This is a genomic window from Parabacteroides massiliensis (assembly GCF_900155425.1).
GTDB classification, from domain to species: domain Bacteria; phylum Bacteroidota; class Bacteroidia; order Bacteroidales; family Tannerellaceae; genus Parabacteroides; species Parabacteroides massiliensis.
This window is the reverse complement of sequence record NZ_LT700190.1, coordinates 630,738-652,430: the sequence shown is the minus strand read 5'-3', so window position 1 is coordinate 652,430 and position 21,693 is coordinate 630,738. Positions and strand designations below refer to the sequence as shown.

16 protein-coding genes are annotated in these 21,693 nt (G+C 48.1%); 5 read left to right on the top strand and 11 right to left on the bottom strand.

Translation table 11 applies throughout. The annotated features are described in order from the left end of the window. The first annotated feature begins 23 nt into the window (after positions 1–23). The 4 genes from BQ9893_RS10105 (at position 24) to BQ9893_RS10090 (ending at position 6,749) form a co-directional block, all read left to right on the top strand. Positions 24–2,708: a S9 family peptidase gene (locus tag BQ9893_RS10105; protein WP_075966104.1), complete on the top strand. Its 2,685-nt coding sequence runs from the start codon at positions 24–26 to the stop codon at positions 2,706–2,708. Positions 2,709–2,864: 156 nt separating this feature from the next. Then, a complete protein-coding gene (locus BQ9893_RS10100) occupies positions 2,865–4,085 on the top strand; it encodes a 6-bladed beta-propeller (protein ID WP_075965913.1) in 1,221 nt (406 codons plus the stop codon). Between the two features lie 5 nt (positions 4,086–4,090). Then, positions 4,091–5,395 (top strand): DUF4933 domain-containing protein, encoded by a 1,305-nt coding sequence (locus BQ9893_RS10095; protein ID WP_075965912.1) that lies wholly within the window; start codon positions 4,091–4,093, stop codon positions 5,393–5,395. 40 nt (positions 5,396–5,435) lie between these two features. Then, the gene (locus BQ9893_RS10090; RefSeq protein ID WP_075965911.1) at positions 5,436–6,749 is read left to right on the top strand and encodes a DUF4933 domain-containing protein; all 1,314 of its coding nucleotides are present in this window, start codon (positions 5,436–5,438) and stop codon (positions 6,747–6,749) included. 30 nt (positions 6,750–6,779) lie between these two features. On the opposite strand, the gene BQ9893_RS10085 is transcribed toward BQ9893_RS10090, so the two are convergent. Both BQ9893_RS10085 and BQ9893_RS10080 read right to left on the bottom strand, forming a co-directional pair. Beyond that, positions 6,780–7,991 (bottom strand): porin family protein, encoded by a 1,212-nt coding sequence (locus tag BQ9893_RS10085; protein ID WP_075965910.1) that lies wholly within the window; start codon positions 7,989–7,991, stop codon positions 6,780–6,782. Then, a complete protein-coding gene (locus BQ9893_RS10080) occupies positions 7,969–8,529 on the bottom strand; it encodes an RNA polymerase sigma factor (RefSeq protein WP_075965909.1) in 561 nt (186 codons plus the stop codon). Before BQ9893_RS10080 ends, BQ9893_RS10085 begins: the two co-directional genes overlap by 23 nt. 123 nt (positions 8,530–8,652) lie before the next feature. Between BQ9893_RS10080 and BQ9893_RS10075 the strand changes: the two genes are divergently transcribed. Continuing rightward, positions 8,653–9,483, top strand: coding sequence for a hypothetical protein (locus BQ9893_RS10075; RefSeq protein WP_075965908.1), 831 nt, complete (start codon positions 8,653–8,655; stop codon positions 9,481–9,483). Positions 9,484–9,562: 79 nt separating this feature from the next. On the opposite strand, the gene BQ9893_RS10070 is transcribed toward BQ9893_RS10075, so the two are convergent. The 9 genes from BQ9893_RS10070 to BQ9893_RS10030 all read right to left on the bottom strand — a co-directional run bounded on the left by BQ9893_RS10070 (position 9,563) and on the right by BQ9893_RS10030 (position 21,567). Continuing rightward, positions 9,563–10,570, bottom strand: coding sequence for a DUF4249 domain-containing protein (locus tag BQ9893_RS10070; RefSeq protein ID WP_075965907.1), 1,008 nt, complete (start codon positions 10,568–10,570; stop codon positions 9,563–9,565). A gap of 12 nt (positions 10,571–10,582) precedes the next feature. Then, positions 10,583–13,342, bottom strand: a complete 2,760-nt coding sequence (locus BQ9893_RS10065) for a TonB-dependent receptor (RefSeq protein WP_075965906.1) — start codon at positions 13,340–13,342, stop codon at positions 10,583–10,585. A 75-nt stretch (positions 13,343–13,417) separates the two neighbouring features. Then, positions 13,418–14,440, bottom strand: a complete 1,023-nt coding sequence (locus BQ9893_RS10060) for a DUF4249 domain-containing protein (RefSeq protein ID WP_075966103.1) — start codon at positions 14,438–14,440, stop codon at positions 13,418–13,420. Between the two features lie 5 nt (positions 14,441–14,445). Then, a complete protein-coding gene (locus BQ9893_RS10055) occupies positions 14,446–17,106 on the bottom strand; it encodes a TonB-dependent receptor (protein WP_075965905.1) in 2,661 nt (886 codons plus the stop codon). 11 nt (positions 17,107–17,117) lie between these two features. Then, a complete protein-coding gene (locus tag BQ9893_RS10050) occupies positions 17,118–17,963 on the bottom strand; it encodes a FecR family protein (protein WP_075965904.1) in 846 nt (281 codons plus the stop codon). A gap of 44 nt (positions 17,964–18,007) precedes the next feature. After that, entirely contained in the window at positions 18,008–18,766 is a 759-nt protein-coding gene (locus BQ9893_RS10045; protein WP_075965903.1) for a porin family protein, read from the bottom strand. An 82-nt stretch (positions 18,767–18,848) separates the two neighbouring features. Beyond that, positions 18,849–19,364 (bottom strand): RNA polymerase sigma-70 factor, encoded by a 516-nt coding sequence (locus tag BQ9893_RS10040; protein ID WP_075965902.1) that lies wholly within the window; start codon positions 19,362–19,364, stop codon positions 18,849–18,851. Between the two features lie 215 nt (positions 19,365–19,579). Further along, positions 19,580–20,632, bottom strand: coding sequence for a tryptophan--tRNA ligase (trpS, locus tag BQ9893_RS10035; RefSeq protein WP_075965901.1), 1,053 nt, complete (start codon positions 20,630–20,632; stop codon positions 19,580–19,582). A gap of 68 nt (positions 20,633–20,700) precedes the next feature. Beyond that, positions 20,701–21,567 carry an ion transporter gene (locus BQ9893_RS10030; protein ID WP_075966102.1) on the bottom strand — a complete coding sequence of 289 codons (867 nt, stop codon included), beginning with the start codon at positions 21,565–21,567 and terminating at the stop codon, positions 20,701–20,703. Positions 21,568–21,693: the final 126 nt, after the last annotated feature.

Here is a 21,693-nt window from a genome sequence, read left to right as displayed (position 1 = left end):
CTAAAAACAATTCTTACAAACAGATGAATTACACCAGATACTTCATAAGCCTTTTATTATTGGCTTCCGGTTTGAGTGTGCAAGCCCAGGAAAAGAGAGCGATGACATTCGACGAAATGGTTGGATGGGAACGCATATCCGAACAGCGTATTTCCGATAACGGCAAATGGGTCTTCTGCAAAATGGAACCCTGGCGGGGAGATGCCGCCATTCGGTTATACAACGGCAAAGGAGAAGAGAAAGCAACTTTCAAACCTGCTTCGACAGCTCAGTTCAGCGCTTCATCCGAATATCTGCTGGTAACAAAAGTTCCTCCCTTGGAAATGGTAGAAGCCGAGAAACTAAAGAAAACCGGCAAGGATAAAATGCCGATGAACAGCCTTGTCATCTTCCGGCTGACAGGCGGAGAAGAAACGGTAGACTCGCTCAAGACATACAAACTTTCGGAAACGGCCGATTGGCTGGCTTATCAGCGCGGAAGCAAAAAAGACTCCATCCTCTACATCCGTTCGCTCGACGGGATGCAAAAAGATTCGTTTCCGGCAGTAAGCGATTTCGGATTTGCCCCAAAAGGGAATGTATTGTATTTCGTATCCGATTCGGTCTTATACACCTATATGCCGAAGAAAGGAAACAGCCGGATATCCGCGGGAAAAGGAGTATTCAAAAAGATCGCATTCGATGAAACGGGCAGCAAGCTCGCTTATCTTTTTTGTACAGACAAAGATTCCGCCTCGACCCAGAGCAGCCTGTATCTGGCAGAGAACAATGCTCCCGGCAAACGGATCGCGGAACGGGGAGACAAAGCCTTCCCCACTTCGTGGATAATCAGTGAAAACGGCACTCTCCTTTTTTCCGAAAATGCCAACCGCCTGTTCTTCGGTACTGCTCCGGAGCCCCGTCAAAAAGACACGACCATACTGGCCGAAAACCGGCCCGACATACAAGTGTGGAGTTGGGACGAAAAGATACAATACACACAACAGTCTTTCAACAAGGCTGCCGACCTGAAACGGTCTTACACGGCGGTTTACAACATCGGTTCCGGACGCCTTTTCCAACTGGCGACCGAAGAACTCCCCTCTCTGCAAACCGCCGATGAAGGAAATGCTTCACTGGCTCTTCTTTCGACTTTCAAACCATATGGGACACAAAGCATGTGGACGGCCAAAAACTTTTATGACATATACACGGTTGACCTGGAAACCGGAGAACGGCGGCAGATCAAGGGAAAAAGCCCTTCTTACATGCGTTTCTCCCCGAAAGGGAAATACACATACTGGTATCAGGAACAAGACAGCTCCTGGTACACCCGTTCCATGGCCGACGGGAAAGAATTCCGCCTGACTACACCGGAAACATTCACCGGCTGGAACGAGGATAACGATGTCCCGGACTACCCTTCCCCATACGGAATCGCAGGTTGGACGGACGACGACCGGACAATCCTGATCCGGGACCGCTACGATATCTGGGAATTCAGCCCGACCGCTTCCTCTTCTCCTGTCAACCTGACCGTAAACGGCCGGAAAGAGAAGATATCCTATTCGTTGATTCAACTGGATCGGGAAAAAAGATCGTATAACCTGAGCGAAAACCAGTATCTCAACGGCTTCAACGAAGCCACCAAAGGTTTCGGGTATTATGCCGCCCGCCTGAACAAACCGGCTGCCCCCAAAGCGTTGCTGGCCGGCGACTTCAAACTGGCAGCTCTGTCGAAAGCTAAAAACGCGGATGCCGTAATCTATACGCAGGAGACGTATGAACAATATCCGGACATCCTGTTGTCCGACCTCGGCTTCAAGAAATCCATCCGGCTGACGGACGGTATCCGCCAGCAAGATTCGATCATCTGGGGAACAGCCGAGCTCACCACCTGGCTCTCTCTGGACGGCCGGCCATTGGAGGGCGTCATCTACAAACCGGCCGATTTCGATCCGAACAAAAAATATCCGGTAATCATCAATTTCTACGAGCGTAATGCCAATACGCTCTACAGCTACCATATGCCCAGTCCACATCGTTCCACGATCGACTACCCGTTCTACCTGAGCCACGGCTTTGTCATCTTCAACCCCGATGTTCGTTTTATAGACGGCTATCCGGGCGAAAGTTGCTACAATTGCGTAATGCCGGGAATCACTTCCCTGATAGCGAAAGGGTATGTCGACGAAAAAGCGATCGGCGCACAAGGCCATAGCTGGGGAGGTTATCAGGTTGCTTACTTAGCGACCCGTACCCGTCTCTTTGCAGCAATCGAATCGGGTGCTCCGGTTGTCAATATGCTGAGCGCTTACGGGGGAATCCGTTGGGGATCGGGGTTAAACCGTTCCATGCAATATGAACACGGACAAAGCCGTATCGGAGGAAATATTTGGGAAATGCCTCTGCAATACATCGAAAACTCTCCTCTGTTCAACATGGACAAAGTGACTACTCCGATTCTGATCATGCACAACGATGCAGACGGACATGTGCCTTGGTACCAAGGAATCGAATACTTTATCGCCCTCAAACGTTTGCAGAAGCCGGCCTGGTTGCTCAATTACACCGGTGAGCCGCATTGGCCGACGCGTTTGGCAAACCGCATCGATTTCCAGAAACGAATGTTCCAGTTCTTCTGCCACTACCTGCAAGGCGCCCCCATGCCCCAATGGATGAGCGAAGGGGTTCCGGCGGTAGACCGGGATTTCGAGTTGGGATATTAGAGACATTAATTATGACAAAACAGCAAAAAGACATAGAAAAAATACGAATCTGGCGTTTATTTACGAATAAATAGTAATAAACTTGCTTTTAATAAACTAAATTGCTTTATTTGCATCAGACAATTTAATTGAAAGACAACAATTAATCTGGTGTATATGAACAAGACAATGACTTTTTTAGGAAGTTTGCTTATTGCAACGATAGCAACATCCTGCGGAACCGGGAGCAAAGACCTGGCCGAAAACACAAACGATCCTTTGGCCAACAGCCCGATAGTCGGTCAATATGTACAGGTAGGGACTGACAAAGTAATGGCATGCGACCAGAAACTACTGGCCGATACCGTACGCATACCGCTCAGCTTCTTTACGGAAGAAATGGAACTCGTAAAACTGGACAACCGGGACGAGGCCTTGGTCGGGCAAACCGGAGTGACGGTTTCAGACAATTACATTCTGGTATATGGCAGCCGGCAAAACCCATTCAAACTATTCGACCGCAAGGGTAAATTCCTGACCAACATCGGTGCGATCGGACAAGGGCCCGGCGAATATCAAATGGTGTATGATGCCAAACTGGACGAAGCGAACAACCGTATCTATATCCTACCCTGGAACGCATCGCAACTATTGGTGTACGACTTGCAAGGAAACGTCTTGGACCCGATCCCGCTTTGCTTGCGTTGTCCGAAAGCTAAATTCAATGTCGATCTTTCCGGAGGCAAGGTTTCGGTAGTCCTGCTGCCTTTCAAAGGTTATCCGGCCGTAGCCTGGACACAGGATTTGGAAGGGAAAAGAATCGATTTCATAGAACCGGGACATTTGGAAGCGCCCCAGGACTTCAGCAATGAAGTGACAGCCGGGTTCAATATTCCCGGTGTGTTCGATGTCAATATTTTATGCATAATGCCGACCCGTGTCGATTCGCTCTACCGATACGCCAGTGACAAAAACCGCTTGATCCCGACATTTACACTCAATTTTGCCAATACGGACAAAATACCCTGGCATGGATACGGAGAATACCCGCACCATTTCGTAGGTAATTTTTCAGAACCACCGGTTGAAGTCTCTCCCGGATCATGGACCAACGGACAAACTTTCCATTACATCGTGGACAAAGAGACAGGGAAAGGTTCATTCTTTACACTCTATAACGACTATTTCGGCAATCTGGAAATCGGCTATCCCAGTTCTGCATTCTTCAATGGCTATTACATCCGAAACATTGAACCGGGCAACCTCATGACCGACATCGAGAACGCATTGAAGAACCAGGATATCACCGCAGAAATGCGTAAAAAGCTGACCGACCTGCAGGCCTCTATCGACGAAAACGACAACAACTACGTCATGATCGCACAATTAAAGCGATAGACATCATGAACAAACTGTTACTTCTCATCCTGTTACCGGCACTCCTGTCGGCAACAGGATGTAAACAACAAAAGGTGTCTGAAACGGAAGGAACGACCAGTAAGATCGAGGCTCACCAACCGCTTCCGCCGAAATATACGGCACGTTATGACAAGTCCGTCACGCCCGTCCGTATCGATATTGAAAGGGCGACTGCCGACTCCGTCCCGGTCAACCTGAGCAAAGTGGCTTCGTCCATCGAATATTTCATGGTCGGAGACGACAAATACCCAATCACGGACGTGGTTGCGACAAACGAAGGATTCATCGCCCTGAACCAGCCTAAGCTATACCTCTACCGCAAAGGGATGAAACGGAAACGGGTAGGGTTGAAAACAACATACGGGAACTGGATCAATGTACCAGGGACTAAAATCAGTTTTGATACGGTCACGACCCGTCTGTATGCTCATCTGAAACGGATCAACCAGGAAACCGGTTATGGAGAAGAGTATATCGCGGAACTTCCTCCATTAGACTCCGTTTTGGCTAGAGTTTACTACCTGTATCCCGATTCACTGCCTGATCGCTACTTCCTCCCTTCAAAAAAATCTTTCCTCCGTTATTTATCACCTGGTAAATATGTGACTCAAAAGGAAAATAAAGATGGTCAGGATGAAGGCGTCACGCTCTTTCACCTGAATGGAGACACGATTTGTACGTTCATCGCCGGTATAGACCCCACTACCAAGAGAGGCCAGTATTTATACCAACCTCCCTTCTTCGACAAGATATACAGGCATGGCGATCAAATAACGTTCCGCCTGTCTTTCTGCGATACCATCTACCGGATCCGGGACGAACAGACCTATTATCCGGCATACGTGACCGATTTCGGAAAGCTGCGCCTGACCGCAATCGAAAACATTCAAGGGAAAGAGCGGAAAAACAAAGCCTGGATGACCGCACTCGAAGAAAACGCAAAAGCTCTCTTTATCCAGACATACAAAGAAGGTAAAAGCACACAGAGCGGTTGGCTGGATGGCAATCGTGAACCTGATATGCCATCGGAAGAACGTCAAATCGTCTATCTGAAATCCGACAAACAAACTTTCGCCTTACCCGTTAAAGCCCAAGGGCTGACAAATGACCTGGACGGCGGACTTCCCTTCTGGCCGGACGGACAAACGGACGGTTATCTTTACATGATCCGCCCCGCCAAAGAATTGAAAGCAAAGATCAAGCTGACGGGATCACCCAAACAAAAAGAACTGAAAGCATTTTTAGATAGCATGGATGAGAAGCAGAATGTGATGATCGTTGTCAAATAAAAAAATAAATCATTACATTCGCTACAAATACAAATTCAAGATGGAAAAGCACCTTTTTACCGTAAGTTTCCTGTCCGTTTTACTGTTAGCAACAGGATGCAAGCAGGCAGAAGAAAAGACACGACACATCCCGGCCGCCCCACAGATGGAAGCTCGGATAGACCGCTCCAAGCCTGTTAGGATCGTGGATGTGGAACAAGCCTCTGAAAATCCCGCTCCGCTGAAATTGAGCCAGATCGCTACCGAGATCGAATACTATACCGTCGGGGATGGACGGTTCACCGTCACCCAGGCAATCGAGTTGCCGGATAGCAATGCCTTTATCACATTCAACAACCCACGCATCTATTACCGCAAGCAAGGCGTTCCGAGTAAACGGTATGGCTTCAAAGCATTGGCCTATAAATGGAACAACGAGATGAACGGGCAGAACCTGTTTTACGATAAGAAAACCACCCGTATGTATGTCGCCCTCAGCGGGAAGACGCAGGAAACGCGGAGGACCGGGACAGACAGCATCCCCTTCATCGGCGTCTTGCCACCATTGGACACGATGCTGACGATCCAAAGCTACCTCTTCCCTGAAAGCCCCATCGAGAAATATCCGCTCGGCCGGCGCGACGACAAGCTACTCGGTTTCTCTTCCACCGGCTACACCTTATGCAACCAAAGCGAGGCGGCAGGAGAGCCGGACGGGATCACGACATTCAACCTTCAGGGCGATACGCTCTGCCAGTTCCGCTTGAAAGAGGGAAAGTCGGCTCCGCGCACGATGACCGACAACATTCCGTTTTTCCAGACATTTTATTGGAACACCGGACAGGACCGGATGACCTTTATGATGCCCTATTGCGACACCGTCTACCAACTGCGTGATCCGCAAACAGTCGCCCCGCTCTACGCTATCCGTTACGGGAAACAAGGGCTTAACCTGAAAGAGATGAAGGACGCTGAAATCCCGAATGGCAAAATGTGGCTGAAAACCTTCTACGAGAATCCCAAAGGGTTGTTCATGGGCCTTTACCAGAAAGGAGGACGGATAATCGCAAACTGGATTGGTTGGGAATACGACTATAAACCGAACTTGACCCATCAGGCGGTCTACCTGAAAGAAGAAGGACGAACGGTCATGTTGCCGGCTGACAATAACCGGGGCTTTATCAACGACCTGGACGACGGGATGCCTTTCTGGCCGGACGGACAAACGGACGATTGCCTCTATATGCTCCGCACCGTCACCGAAATGCGCGAACTGGTGAAACGCACCGGCTCGCCCAAGCAAAAGAAGCTGATCGAACTGCTGGACAACCCGAAGGTGCATGAACGGGATTATGTGATGATTGTCGTACGATAAGCAAACTTCCGGCTACAGAGGCGTATTCCCTCAAAATTCAAAGCACACACCGGCCCCGACGCCTATCAGTGTCATGTTCTCGGTGCGATAACTCACCGGCTGGTTGTTATCGAAGTAGTAAGAATAGCGCGGTTCCAGATACAGGCTCCAATCCTTGTAGAAACGGTAAGAGACACCGACAGACAGGTTCAACGACCATTGCAGCCCGTCTATACCGGAGCGGTATGTGGCAGATTTATGCTCATCGAAGTTATATGCCTCCACCTGATAGATGGACCGCAATCCCTTCTCCAGCATGAACCCACCGGAGACATACACATTCCAATTCGAGCTGTTCCACAGTTTCACCACCAGATTGACCGGAATGCCTAAATAGTGAAGCCCCAATGTCGCCCGGCGACTGACCTTCCGGCTTTCGTTCATCTTCGAATACAAATAGGTATAAACAAGTCCGCTTTCCAAGCCGATACGGTCGTTCAGGTTCTTTCTGACGGTTAACCCGAACGACAAAGGCGGCGCACAGTCCACATGCGAGAATGTCTCCGGGCCTCCACTCGGATTCAAGTCCGGCCTTTCAACCGGAGGAAGAGGCCCGTCAGGACCTGTCGGGTTATCGTACACGCCATCCTGGGAAGTGTCATCCACCCGCATCATATCCAACGAGAAATGTCCACTTGTTCCCATATTGGCTCCGATCTGCCATTTGCCGCCCTTCGTCTCCGGCTTATCCGCACTTGCCAATAATTTTTGAGTCCGGTGTCTTTCCGGTTCCGGTCCCAGATGCCGTACGGCAGAAACCGGGGTTGCCGGATGTGTAACCTCCGCTTTTGGAGGAAGCTCGATTTCTTCTTCTCCAATCATTTCTTCCCAGGCGACCGTATCGGCAGGAATGGGAACGACCGCCCTCTTTTGTACGGCATAGGCAACCACCCGTTCCTGCGTATCCGTTTTCTCTGGATTCGTCTTTCCGGCAATCGGTTCCTCCTTCTGCGATCCCGCGTCAAGCGTGGGAACGGGGACGGTCGGGTTCAGGCGGATCAGAAACAACAAGGCAAGAACAGCAGCGGCAAGAGTTGCCCAGCCACCGATCCGCCAGACGGAAAGACGCGGGCGTCCGCCCACTTTCGCCTCGATCTGTTCCCAGCATTCCACATCGACGGGCAGCCGGTGATCTTCCAGTTTCTGCTTTACCTTCAAGCTGAACAGGTCTAAATGCTCATTATGTTCTGTTTCTGTTGACATTGTCCTGCGCTATTAAAGATTGAACCATTTCCTGTAATGCCTTCCTTGCCCGTGCGAACTGGGAGCGGGAAGTGATCTCTTGGATATGAAGCATAGCCGCTATTTCCTTATGCGTATATCCTTCGATAGCATACAGGTTGAAGACGGTCCGGTAACCATCGGGCAACCGGGAGATGCATTCCAGTAAATCGTCGGCCGACAGACGATCCAGTACGGAAGCATCCGCATCTTCAACCTGTTCTCCATATTCATCAATCGAAGCACTCGACCGGAGAGCATCGTATTTACGGAGATATTCGAGTGCCGTCGTCACAAAAACCCTTCGTATCCAGGCGCCAAACGGACCTGTCGCCGAATAGGTCTGTATTTTGGTGAATACTTTGATAAATCCATCCTGAAGCAAGTCGCGGGCCGTCTCCCTGTCACGGACGTAACGGGCGCATACGCTCATCATGGCAGGTGCGTACAGCTCGTATAATTCCTTACGAGCCGATGCTTCGCCACGCTTACATCCGTCGATTAACAGTTGTTCGTCCATAAATACTTGCTACTCTCTGATTATATGATGAAACAGGTTTCCGAATAGTTGCACCTATCTCCATTATTTATACACAAATATCTAAATTTATTTTTACCTTCGCAGAAATTAAAGAGTTGTTGTATGAAGCGGGGAATTAGTTTAATCACATTGTTATTGTGCGCATTATGCCTGCAAGCGCAATCCGACCTGACCTGGGTCAGAACCGGAGAAGGAAGAATGGTGGCAGTGCCCAAACGGGCGGTTTTCGACTTGAACCTGCCCAAGTTCGCCTATAAAAGCTTCACACCATCGGACAGGCAACTGATCGAAGCCAAATTGCGCGAGTTCACCCCCAACTTCCCGGCTCAATCCGCATACGAACAGGAACGCCCGATGGACATGATCATTTCATCGGCCGCCTATCAGCCTTTCTTCAACCCGTACACGCCGATGATAAGACGTGTCTCGCCGATGGCATTGGATTTCCACGAAGTGTCAATCGTCCCCGTCAGCGAACAAGTCTCCTTTATCACAAGCGGGCAACAATACACATGGCCCGGTGTCGGCGGCCTTACCCGGATCAATACGGAACTGCTGTGGACACACGACCGGTTCTCACTGTCGGGAGGCGCTTTCGGCGGACGCTATTTCACGCCATTCAATCCTTCCCCCCAATTTATGGGCGGGTTCAATGCAATGGCCGGCTATGACGTGACCGATTGGATGACAGTGAGAGGATGGGGACAATATACGTTTTACGACCACAACGAGAGAAACAACCCGCATATGCTGATGAACCCGTTCTACAACCATACAAACGTAGGCGGAGCATTCGAATTCAAGGTGAATGACAGCGGCTTCAAGGTCGGCGTGGGGATCAACTACGAATACAATCCGATCCGCGGGAAGATGGAACGCCAGTTCATGTTCTACCCGGCTGGCAAGATCGGGACGTTCCGGATCGGCAACTGAACTTCGGCTGAAAGAAGCACAGATACCGAACAGGAAACACAAGGGATTTCAGACCATTATCCGATCAGCATAGACCAGGTCAGTCACTTGTAAACTCTCTGAACTCCAAACAACCACCTCCTAAGATACCGGTTCCACCTTCCACATTCGAGTAGATGCGGACCGGTTCGGCAAAGCCTATTTCCGCCAGATTGCCAACAAAGCCACTCTCATACAAATCATTCATGGTTTTCATATAGTTATAATAGGAGCGAGAAACGGAATACAGATAACAACGGTATTTGTAGGGAGTATAATCGACACTCTGAGTATAGCTAAGACTTATTTTCCAAGGGATCTTAAACTGATAGCTTTTCCCGTCGAACAACTCGTCCGAAAAAGCGAGTCCGTTATAACCACCCACACCATCATATCCGAAAATCTGATCTAAAGCCGAATTTTGAACAGCAAATACCGGTTCACTACCATAATCAGGTCTAAAAGAATACCAGGAATAAACGGTATCGTTTTCTCCTCCCCAAATATTTCCCTGACGGAAATAAATCAGATAATAATTATCTTCGCCCGGTTCGTCGTGAAGAGTGAAGCACACGGTATTATTTTGAGCCAAATGTATATATGCATCATCAAACCATTCAGTAGTATCTCTTACACTCTCCTGTTGAAGTTCGAAACCCGAGACAGAACAGGGGCGCGGGACTTCCGTCACGGCCTCCACCTCCTTAAAATCATCCCGAGAAGCCACAAGGCGTATCCGATCGCCTGCCACAGGTATATAAGATGAAGATTTGTAACGAACAGCATCGATATCAAGCTCTTCATACTTTACGGTCACTTCGGACAATGATTCCCGGAACACATCGTTCACATAAAGTCTCACATCCGCACCAGACACAAAAATATCTTTGACCTTATTATCCGCATAAAACCAGGTACGGGAAAGTTCTACCGATAGTGTATCACCTTGTACGGCCAGACAATTCAACACCAGTTTGGGTTCAGGACGCATATGTTCCAAATTTATCTCTTTCTCGCAACCGGACAAGACAAACAACAACAAAACCAATATACAAATATTATATCTCATCTTTTTCCTCCTTCAAAATTTATATGTATATGAAACCGACGGTATGATCGGAAAAATACCGATAGACTTGAATGCATTCCGATAGGTGACATTCGGATTCCCATAATCGTCTGATCCAGCCTCCTCTTTGACATCTCCTTTATAAACCAGGATAGGATTCATCCGGCTATACACGTTATAAATACTAATATTCCAAATACCCATACGCCCCTTCTTTTTAGGACGATATATATTAATGCCCACATCCAAACGATGGTAGGCAGGAAGTTGATAATTATTACGTTGGTCATAATAATCTTCACCAGCCCCATTCCCCCAGAAAGGTCTTTCTCCCGGTTGGTGCAGATGGTCACTCGAATAATAATTTTCCAGTGACAATGTTGTATAATTACCAGACGAATAAGTCCAGGCAGCCGACAACTCTACTTTCTTGGAGAGTTTATGCATGACAACAATATTCAATTTATGCCGATTGTCGTAACGGGAAGGATAGCGCCGTCCTTTATTTATTTCGTCAAACTGGCGATCCGCCCACGCCAGCGCATACCCGACCCATCCGGTGGTTTTTCCTGTTTGCTTACGAACCATAAACTCCACTCCGTAAGCACGCCCTTCACCGGAAGCCATCTTATTTTCCCATGAAACGGATGAAGGAATCAGACTATAACCATCCTTATATTCCAACAAGTTGTTCATCCGTTTATAATAACCTTCAACAGAAAAATCCAATAACTGATTCCAATTGTAATAACCACCCAAAGAAATCTGGTCACTGACAAGCGGCTTCAACTTATTAGTCACCGGCATCCAAGAATCAGTCGGCAAATCCATAAAGCTGTTACTGATCAAATGTACATACTGATTCATACGGGAGTAAGAAGCTTTCAAACTAACATCCGGTGAAAGCAACCAGCGCAGAGAAGCACGCGGTTCAATGCCGGTATACGTCCTGTTATCAATATTAAACAGGCTGAAACGAAGTCCGACATTTAAACGAAAAGCATCGGAAATCGACCAATCATCTTCAGCATAGGCAGCCAATTCATGTGCCCACAACTTGTCGTCGGAAAAAGTTTTAGTAACCTGCATAGAATCCGGCAGACTATTGTCCAATGCTTTCATCCGGTTATACTCCGGTTGAAAATAATGAATCAGGTAATCACCGCCAAAACGGATATGGTGTGCCGCCACTGGTCGATAATCAAACGAGGTACGAACACCAAAATCCGTGATTCCTGTCACATTGGTCGTCTCGTCCAAAGAATACTTATATCCGGAATCACCTTCCTTACCGGAAACATCTTCCTCTTTATATCTGATTTTAGAACGATATCGCGTATAGAAACCGGACAATTTTCCGAACAACTTACTACTGAACGCATACGTCCAGCCAGCAGAAGCGACCAAATTCCCCCAACGCATATAGGCGTCGATCGTATTACGATATTCGCTTGTATATTCGGAATAAGCAAAATCTTCACTTCCTACTTTCAAAACATCATTCCCGTTATAGAGGCTCAAATACATCCTACTCCGGTCGCTGAAACGATGGTCGATACGAGCATTCAAATCATGGAAAGCATAACGGACATTAATACGTTCCCCGTTCTTTTTATTTTTCTGATTCACAATCGCCAGTGTCGGGGCTGTCAGCACATCCAACCAAGTACGTCTGAGCGCAATATTAAAAGACGTGCGGCCCTTCCAGATCGGCCCTTCTAAGTTCAAGTTACCGGAAACCAGCCCTAAGGAAGCACTTCCATGAAACTCTTTCATATTCCCCTCTTTGGTATGTACATCCACCACTGAAGAAAGCCGCCCGCCATAACGGGCCGGAAAACCGGCTTTGAAGAAATTCATGCTTTTGATCGCTTCATTGTTGAACGCAGAGAAAAAGCCACCAATGTGATTCACCTGATAGACCGGATTACCGTCGATCAAGAAAAGATTTCCATCCGAATTGCCACCTCTGACATACAACCCCGAAATACCTTCCGTCCCGGCCGACACTCCGGGTATCAACTGCAAGGTACGAATAATATCGGCTTCTCCCAACAAGGTTGGCGTCGCGCGGATAGTAGCATGATTTATCTCCAAAGCTCCCATCTGCGTATTACGGACCGTTTGCCGGGTTGTTTCCGAAGCGGTCACCAGTACTTCTCCGATTGCAGCATTAGGCCGTAAATCGATTGCCAAAACCGTATCTTGTTGCAAGGTCGAAATGGTAAGCGAACGGCTCTCATAACCGATATAAGATACTTGCAAACGGACAGGAACGCCGTTACTACCCGGCGGCATTGACAACGAAAGACTAAAGAATCCGTATGCATTAGTTGCCACACCACTCAAGCTGTTCACATCATAGACAGAAGCCCCGACCAGGGATTCCGCGGAAGTTTTATCCCGCACGAAACCGCTGATCGTGACCTGCCTGGGTTTACGTTTCAAAACGACAATGTTTCCTGTCCTCTTGTACACGAGCGGATAGCCGTCAAAAAGTCGTGTCAGGCAATCGTCCAGTGCTGCATCTTCCACTTTGAAACTCGTCTTCTGAAACTCTTTCAACAAAGATGATTCATACGAAAAAGTCACTCCGGCCTGCTTCTCTATCTCTGTCAGGATCTCTTTCAAAGAAACGTTCCGCATATTCAATGTAACCGTTCGAACCTCATCTCCACCGTTTACCTCTGCCGACAACTTCTCCGGGATCAAAAAACAACTCAAACACACAAGTGCACAGGTAAACCATCCTCTCAACATTAACTTTTCCATCCTATCTTTATTGACTATTCATCCATAAGACAGGAAAAACAAAAAAACCCCTATCCGGTCCGGATTTTTTTAGAATCAATCATGGACGGCAAACGGAATCCAGCCGGATTCCTTATCGCCGAAAGGCATTGTGAAGCGGCGATGGGCCAATTGGCAACCGGCTACGATCCCGAAACCGCCTTCGACATTCGTATAAGTGGCGGTAGGTTCCACCAAACCGTCCAAATAAGCATCGCCCAACGAGATAGAGAAATTACGGATAACGACCAGATACCGGTAATATTCTTCCGAAATAGCCACCAGCCGGACATCATAATGCACCGTTGTCGTCACCGAACCGCCCTTAAAGGAATTCTCGACCGGCCAGAAAGAAGAGCGGACCGTATAGTCTTCGCCATCGAACATATCATCCGTAAACGTGCCCCGGCAAGTCGTCCCGTCCAACTGTTCGATAACCGGATTCGTCACCGTCGAGCGAAATACCGGATCTTCATACACCACGCTCAACCAATCCGTACAACCCGATTCCGACCGGTACATCGAACTGCAGGTGATCACACTGTCTCCTTTCTGGAACTCCGTCAGTTTCTCGATTATCAAGCGATAATAATTTCGTCTATCCGGCTTGTCACGAAACCGGACATACAGCCGCATGGAAGGATATTCATATCCGCCATAACCAAAGCGAGTAAAACGGACCGTATCGACAGACAACACCTCCACCGGATCCGGGATAACCGTCTCTCCTCCTACCGGATCGAAACCATCCGCTTCGGCTTCCAGCCGCAAACGATCGCCGGCCCTCACTCGGCATCCGGGCAATACATAGCGTCCCGTAAACCGGCTATCGGGAATGGGTTGCATACGTCCTTGCGAACGGTCGTTTACAAACACTTGTATGTTGCCGTTCCTCACCCCGTCGTCCGTGACCGTGTCCAGGACAAACCAGCTTTTGGACAAAAAAGCCGTCACATCCGTATCCGGCGAGACGGAAGCGTTCAGCACCAGGCGTGGCGGAACGGGCGGCAGGACCAGCACCACGTCGCGGGTACAGGAGGCAGACAAAAGCAGGCACAAGGCAAAAAGCATCTTTTTCATCGCCATCAGAATTTATATGTATAAGAGGCAGAGGGGACGAAAAGGAACAACAAGGTCTGTTCCAACACGACCTCCCGGCCTCTTTCCGTTTGATAATAAACAGGCCGGACCGAGAAAGGATTCGCCTTAAAATAAGCATTGCAAAGGCTCAGATTCCAGATCCCCATGCGCCCGTTCTTTTTATGCCGGAAGATATTAACGCCTAAATCAAGCCGGTGGTAAGCCGGGAGCTGGTAATTATTGCGCGAACTTGCGTTCTGTCCGTATCCCCATTCAAGCCCTTCCCGGTAGCCATGTTCCGTCAGTTCCGGCAACGGGCGGTATTGCACGTCCTGAATCGTCAGGTGATTGCCGGACTTATACATCCAGGCTGCCGTCAGCTCCACCTTCTTAGAGAGTTTGTAGGAAGCGACGATATCGACCTTATGCCGGTTGTCATATTTGGAGGGGAAACGACGTCCATTGTTGACCGCCCCGTCCGGAAACCAGCGGTCCGACCAGGAGAGCGTATAGCCGATCCATCCGTTAAACCGACCGGTCTTTTTCTGTACCATCAGTTCCAAGCCGTAAGCACGCCCCTTGCCCGCTCCGACCCGGTCTTCCCAACCTGCAAAAGAGGGAAGAACCGGACCGTTATCCTTATATTCCACCAGATTATTCATTCGTTTGTAATAGCCTTCAGCCGAGAAATCCAATTCTTTATAATGCCAAAACAGGCCACCCGTCACCTGGTGCGCATGCATCGGGCGGATATTCCCGGTAACCGGCACCCAGATATCCGTCGGCTGGCTGATATAGCTGTTGGACAATAAATGGATATATTGGTTCATCTTCGTATAGGAGACTTTTGCCGACAGGTTCCGCCCTAACAGGTAGCGGGCGGAAAAACGGGGTTGGAACGACTGGTACGTCTCTCCCTGCACGTGGAAAAGGGTAAAGCGCAGCCCGGCATTCACCCGCAGCCGGTCGGTCAGCGACATTTCGTCTTCGGCATACAGGGAAACCTCGTGGCCATGAATCCGGGAATGCGAAAAGACCGTATTATTCATTTGTGAAACAACCGAATCCTTATACCAGGAACTCATATTGCTCTGTTCGGGACGAAAAAGATGAAACAGGTAATCGCTTCCCATCCGGATCCGGTGGTCGACATTCGGGCGATAGTCGAAAGAGGCTCTCAGGCTCACATCTTCCATAGCCGAACGATAATGCCCTTCCTGAAAATAGACCTGCCCGCTCTTATCCGGCGAAGAGACAAAAGCATTCTGCTTCTGGATTATATGCGAACGATAGCGGGTATACCCTCCGGTGAAAGAGGCAAACAGTTTCCGGTTGATCAGGTAGTTCCATCCGGCAGACCCGATCAGGTTACCCCAACGCCAGCGGAAGTCCCGGTCCTCGCCATGTATGTCTTTCGAGTCTTCACCGTTGCGGTAACTGTCGCTTCCCATGTAAAAACTCAGATAGGCACGGCTGCGGTCCGTAAACGAATAATCGACTTTGGCATTCATATCGTAGAAATGGTATCCGCCTTTCACGTCGATATCGGCCTTCTTATTCACAGCCGTCATGGCCGGCCAGGTAATCAGTTCCATCCAGGTACGCCTTACCGAGACGTTGAAGGAAGAGCGGTCCTTGATGATCGGCCCCTCGATATTGGCACGCGCCGCCAGCAAGCCGACCGAGATATTCCCGTGATATTCTTTCCGGTTCCCCTCATTCGTACGCACATCTATAACGGAAGAAAGCCTCCCGCCGTATTCCGCCGGAAAACTTCCTTTATAAAAAGTGGCATTCTTCACGGCATCCGGATTGAAAGCCGAAAAGAAACCTAACACATGGTCCGTATGATAGACCGGATTGCCATCGAGCAAAAACAGGTTGTCATCGCCATCGCCTCCCCGCACAAACAACCCGCTCATGCCTTCCGTCCCTCCGGCTACACCCGGAAGCCGTTGCAAGGTCTTGACAACATCTGTTTCACCCAACAGGGCCGGCAACGATTTCACCCGGCTCGCAGGGACATCCGACATCCCTATCCGGCTGTTCAACACATCCGACCGGGGTGAAATTCCTTTTACCACGATTTCCCCCAGCACGCCGGCAGGCGACAAGGAGAGATCGATCATCGTGTCGCAGGCCAACTCGAACGTGACGGAACAAGGCTCGTAGCCGACATAAGAGGAAGACAACACCACCTTCCCCGGAGACAGCGTCATACTGTAAAAACCATAATTATTGGAAACAGCCCCTTTCCCGGACGAGCGATCTACCACGGTTGCCGCAATCAGGCTCTCATAAGAAGCGGAATCCCGCACAAAACCACTGATGGTATATTGCCGGGGTTTCCGTTTCAATATCACATAGCGTCCCGTAATCCGGTAGACAAGAGGCAAAGGTTCGAACAACCGTTTCAGGCAATAGGATAGAGATTCGTCACGCGCCGACAACGAAACATGGCGGAATTCTTTCAACATCGACGATTCATAGGAAAAAAACAGGCCGGTCTGCCTTTCGATCTCCAGCAAAATATCCTGCAACGGAACCCGCTTCATATCCAACGTGACAGTAGGAATCGGATCTTCCAACAGGGGCAAAGGCTCTTTCGCTCTGATCAGCGGGCAACACATACAAATCCCGATGACAAACAGGTAAACACGATACATACTTTCTTTTTTTATTTATCTTCCCGTGGAACCAGCCGGATATCCAACGTCTGATTGATGACCATCAGGACTTCGTCAAGAGGCAGATCGTTGAATGTCGCGGTCAGCCTGGATCCCGGCGAATCCACCTTGTTGACGATCTCCACCCGGTAATATTCGTTCAGGTCCCTGATCACCTTTTCCAAAGGCGTATCATTAAACCTCAGCTGCTTCGTTTTCCAGGAAAGATTGTTCGGATTCTCTTCCTTCAGAATATCTATCTCCTCTTTTTCACTCGAATAAGAGGCCGACATTCCTGCTGTCAGGATAACCGGCTCAGCCATTTTCCCTCCCGCAAAACGCACTTTTCCCGTAACGACATCGACTTCCGTCATACCCGGTTGTTCGTTTATCTGGAAGCTGGTCCCTAAAACCGTCACTTCCGTCATGGCTGTATAAACGGAAAAAGGGCGTGCCTCGTTCCTCTTCACCTGGAAAAAAGCTTTTCCAGTCATCTCCACCACACGCCTTTCCTTTCCATATTTCTTCACATCATACCGGAGTGTCGAATTCCCGGCCATCGAGACCAGCGTACTATCCGGCATATAAACATCTTTCAACTGCCCCGATGCAGTAACAACAGATACCCATTCGGGATTATTCCGCTCTTTCAAATAAAAAGTACCGACACCGATAAGCAAGAGCATAACAGACGCTGCCGCGGCCATCCAGTAACGGCGGAAAACGACCGGACGGCGGATTCCCTGCCGGGCGGCAAACCGTTCCCAAGCCTTATCCTCATCCAAGCTCCCCTCTTTGTAGCACCGGGCTACAAAACGAAGACGTTTTTCAAATCTATCATCTTGCTCGTTGTTCATCTTTTCAATTGACAATAGACAATTATCATTACACTCTCCATTGTTTATTTCCCTAATTTGAATTTATATCCGACAGACAGACTGAAGGTATGGTATTTCAAGTCGACCGAATCATATCCATATTCCTTGCCCAAAGAGGCATCATATCCGATATTCATCACACAGGAACCGATTTCCAATCCTGCCTGAAACGAAAGTCCCCAGTCCCAAGGATTGTCGTGCGTCCAACTTTCATGGCCAAAACCTTGCCCAACCCATCCGCCGCCATACGAATAACTACCGTTACCTCTATAATAGAGATAGCCTAAACTTTCATGGCTGTCACTATTACCCGGCATATATTCATTATACTCAGCTACATTTTTATCTCCCATCGAATAAGCGATATAAGGACCGGCAGCCAGATTCAACCGTACATTATCCGCTAAACGGAATGACAAATTCGCCATCAACGGAACCTGCAAAAAATGACGCCTCACCTTATAATAGCTCTCACTAAAAGTGGACTTTGACTGTTCGTCCGTTGTCGGGTAAATGCTTCCGAACGAAATAGATTGTCTCGAACACCCCCGTTGAGTATAATACAATCCCGATTTCAATGAAAAACGGTCCGGTTTGACAGCAAACTCCACTCCAGCCCCGATTTTCCAACCGGCATTCCAAATGTACCCCGGTTCATCGATATAAGAAGGGCCACCTCTTTTGACAGCCGTCATCCCGACTTCCGGCATCAACGACCACCGCTGTGCGCTCACCGATAGCCCACTCATCATCAACATCACAAATAATACGAATTTCTTCATTTCTCTTTTTTGAATTAGCGATACATAAACATTTTAACCTTTCTATCACTAAGACAAAAAAATCCGAAAAACCCCTATTCTTTCAAGAAAAAAAGAAACAATAAATCCGTACGGCCGTATCCCGCAAAGCCTTTAATGCTTTTCCTATTTGGTTTTCAACCGTTTTAACGGATATATGCAATTCCTCCGCGATCTCCTGATATTTCAATCCGTCCCGTTTGGATAACAAAAATATCCTCTTCCGTTCGGTAGGCAGCTCGTCGATAGCCGCCCAGAGACGCGCATCCCGTTCCGACTGATATATCTGTTCCTCTTCCGACAGGTCCTCCATATCGGCAATGCATTCTGTTGCCTGTAACACATCGGATGATTGGGCGATTAGCGTAAGGGAACGGTTCCGTACCGCCTGGTAGAGATAGGATTTGAGGTTGGCAATTACCACATTATGGCTGTTTTTATCCCAAATATCGGCAAAAGCCTGCTGCACGACATCTTCGGCATCTTCCGTTTTTTCAGTAAAACGAAGTGCAAACAGGCACAGAGGCTTATAAAGCTCCTTAAAAATACGTTCAAATTCGCCCGCAGATATTGCTGCCATACATTTGTTGCTTGTCTCTATTCATGGCAAAGTAAAGCAGTTTTCCATTCAATAATCCGATTTTCAGATTCTTTATTATGATTTTAATAAATTATATCGCACAGTATCATCCTCATACACACATAAAAAAACGCGGATCACACAGACTGCACGGCATTAATTAATCCGTGAGTTTTGTGTAATCCGCGCCTCTATATTTTCGGGCCCGAATAGGCTTATCCCCTGAATCCGATGATCTCGCGCACTTCACGCAATGTCTTTGCAGCGCTCTCGCTTGCTTTCTCGGCTCCCATCCGGGCTACTTTCACCAAATAGTCTTCGTTGGAACGAATATCCAAGATGCGTTCGCGAATCGGTGCACAGAAATTATTGATATCTTCAGCCAGTTGCTTTTTCAAATCTCCGTAACGGATCTCGCAATTGTTATATTTTTCATTGAAGAAATCGAACGTGTCTTTTGAAGATACGATTTCCATCATTGTAAACAAGTTGGCAATCGGTTCGGGTTTCACGCTGTTCGGTTCCGTCGGACCCGCATCCGTCACTGCTTTCATCACCTTCTTCTTGATCGTCTTTTCATCATCGATCAGGTAGATCGCATTTCCTTCGCTCTTGCCCATCTTTCCGGATCCGTCCAGCCCGGGCACTTTGATCGCCTTACTGGAATAATAGAAAGAGGCGGGTTCCGGAAAACATTCGACTCCGTAAGTCGCGTTGAAACGGCGGGCAAAACGACGAGCCATTTCCATATTTTGCTCCTGGTCTTTTCCAACCGGCACTTTCACCGCCTTATGGATAATGATATCGGCAGCCATCAAGGTCGGATAGGTCAACAATCCGGCACTGACACTGTGTTTATTCCCCTCGTTGAATATTTCTCTCTCCACATCGCCTTCCGTGGTGTTGACACGGTCTATGTGCAACTGTTGGCGTGCCTTATCCTTGAATGAAGTAGTACGCATCAACTCACCGATTCCGGCGTTCATATTCAGGTATAAATACAATTCGGGGATTTCGCGCACATCGCTCTGAAGATAGATGGTCGCTTTCTCCGGATCGATACCGCAAGCCAGATATTCAGCCAGGATAGTCTTTACGCTGTTACGGATATTATCGGGATGAGGATGTGTAGTCAACGAGTGCCAGTCTGCAATAAAGAAAAAGCAATTATACTCATTTTGCATTTGCAAAAATCCTTTTACTGCTCCGAAGTAATTCCCCAGATGCAAATTACCCGTTGGGCGAATGCCGCTTACTACTGTTTCCATTTTCTTTCTTAAATTGTTAATATCAATGGTGGCAAAGATACAAAATTATTTTGACAGATTCCGAATATTCATCTTTTCGGATGGTCCAATTTCGAACCGCAATATTTACAATATCCGGCTTCCTCTTCATGTCCGGTCCGGTGGCAATGCGGACATTCCAACCTATTCCTTTTGCGTTGTTCCCCGACCATTGTTGCCGACACAATCCCCGTCGGGACGGCGATAATCGTATAGCCGATCAGCATCACGATCGCCGACAGGAAACGTCCGACGGGTGTCACCGGCGTTATATCGCCATAGCCGACGGTCGTCATCGTCACGATCGCCCAATAGATACTGTTCGGAATATTATCGAATTGCGTACCGGGCTGGTTCCCTTCTATCATGTACATGATCGTACCGATCGAAGTCACCAAAATCAGGACAAAAAAGAAAAACACGAATATCTTCGGTGCACTGATCCTAAGCGATTTCAACAGCATATTACCTTCTTTCAAGAAGTTAAACAGCTTAAAGACACGAAAAACGCGGATCAACCGAAACGCACGAATCACAAGCAGGTAGCGCGTGCCGGCAAAGAAAAAACTCAGATAGACCGGCAATGTCGACAACAGATCCACAACCCCGAAAAAGCTGAAAACATATTTTTTAGGATTTGGCGAGCAATAGATACGAACCAAGTATTCAAAAGTGAAGAAAGCCGTAAACACATACTCCAATATCCGTAGTCCCAACGTGTAATGGTATGAAAAAGACTGTATACTTTCCAATATTACCACCAACACGCTTGCGATAATAAATCCGATCAGACAGGTGTCGAACAGTTTCCCCATCGGAGTATCCGATTCAAATATAATAACATACAGCTTCTTCTTCAAACTCTCATCATGAAGAAGAGCATCCACACGCTCCCGTATTCTCGAAAAAAGCCTCATATCCAGAATCTTCAATTTACTAAAAACAGTTGAAGTTGATTATTGTTACAAAGATACATAAAACAGACATATCGTTGCATATCCGTCCGATTGGCTTGACTATGCAAAGAAACATTACTATCTTTG

What these genes read in the sequence shown, in the direction of transcription:
- BQ9893_RS10105 (WP_075966104.1), top strand. Translation starts at nt 24, where the DNA reads ATGAATTACACCAGATACTTCATAAGCCTTTTATTATTGGCTTCCGGT.
- BQ9893_RS10100 (WP_075965913.1), top strand. Translation starts at nt 2,865, where the DNA reads ATGAACAAGACAATGACTTTTTTAGGAAGTTTGCTTATTGCAACGATA.
- BQ9893_RS10095 (WP_075965912.1), top strand. Translation starts at nt 4,091, where the DNA reads ATGAACAAACTGTTACTTCTCATCCTGTTACCGGCACTCCTGTCGGCA.
- BQ9893_RS10090 (WP_075965911.1), top strand. Translation starts at nt 5,436, where the DNA reads ATGGAAAAGCACCTTTTTACCGTAAGTTTCCTGTCCGTTTTACTGTTA.
- BQ9893_RS10085 (WP_075965910.1), bottom strand. Translation starts at nt 7,991, where the DNA reads ATGTCAACAGAAACAGAACATAATGAGCATTTAGACCTGTTCAGCTTG.
- BQ9893_RS10080 (WP_075965909.1), bottom strand. Translation starts at nt 8,529, where the DNA reads ATGGACGAACAACTGTTAATCGACGGATGTAAGCGTGGCGAAGCATCG.
- BQ9893_RS10075 (WP_075965908.1), top strand. Translation starts at nt 8,653, where the DNA reads ATGAAGCGGGGAATTAGTTTAATCACATTGTTATTGTGCGCATTATGC.
- BQ9893_RS10070 (WP_075965907.1), bottom strand. Translation starts at nt 10,570, where the DNA reads ATGAGATATAATATTTGTATATTGGTTTTGTTGTTGTTTGTCTTGTCC.
- BQ9893_RS10065 (WP_075965906.1), bottom strand. Translation starts at nt 13,342, where the DNA reads ATGGAAAAGTTAATGTTGAGAGGATGGTTTACCTGTGCACTTGTGTGT.
- BQ9893_RS10060 (WP_075966103.1), bottom strand. Translation starts at nt 14,440, where the DNA reads ATGAAAAAGATGCTTTTTGCCTTGTGCCTGCTTTTGTCTGCCTCCTGT.
- BQ9893_RS10055 (WP_075965905.1), bottom strand. Translation starts at nt 17,106, where the DNA reads ATGTATCGTGTTTACCTGTTTGTCATCGGGATTTGTATGTGTTGCCCG.
- BQ9893_RS10050 (WP_075965904.1), bottom strand. Translation starts at nt 17,963, where the DNA reads ATGAACAACGAGCAAGATGATAGATTTGAAAAACGTCTTCGTTTTGTA.
- BQ9893_RS10045 (WP_075965903.1), bottom strand. Translation starts at nt 18,766, where the DNA reads ATGAAGAAATTCGTATTATTTGTGATGTTGATGATGAGTGGGCTATCG.
- BQ9893_RS10040 (WP_075965902.1), bottom strand. Translation starts at nt 19,364, where the DNA reads ATGGCAGCAATATCTGCGGGCGAATTTGAACGTATTTTTAAGGAGCTT.
- trpS (WP_075965901.1), bottom strand. Translation starts at nt 20,632, where the DNA reads ATGGAAACAGTAGTAAGCGGCATTCGCCCAACGGGTAATTTGCATCTG.
- BQ9893_RS10030 (WP_075966102.1), bottom strand. Translation starts at nt 21,567, where the DNA reads ATGAGGCTTTTTTCGAGAATACGGGAGCGTGTGGATGCTCTTCTTCAT.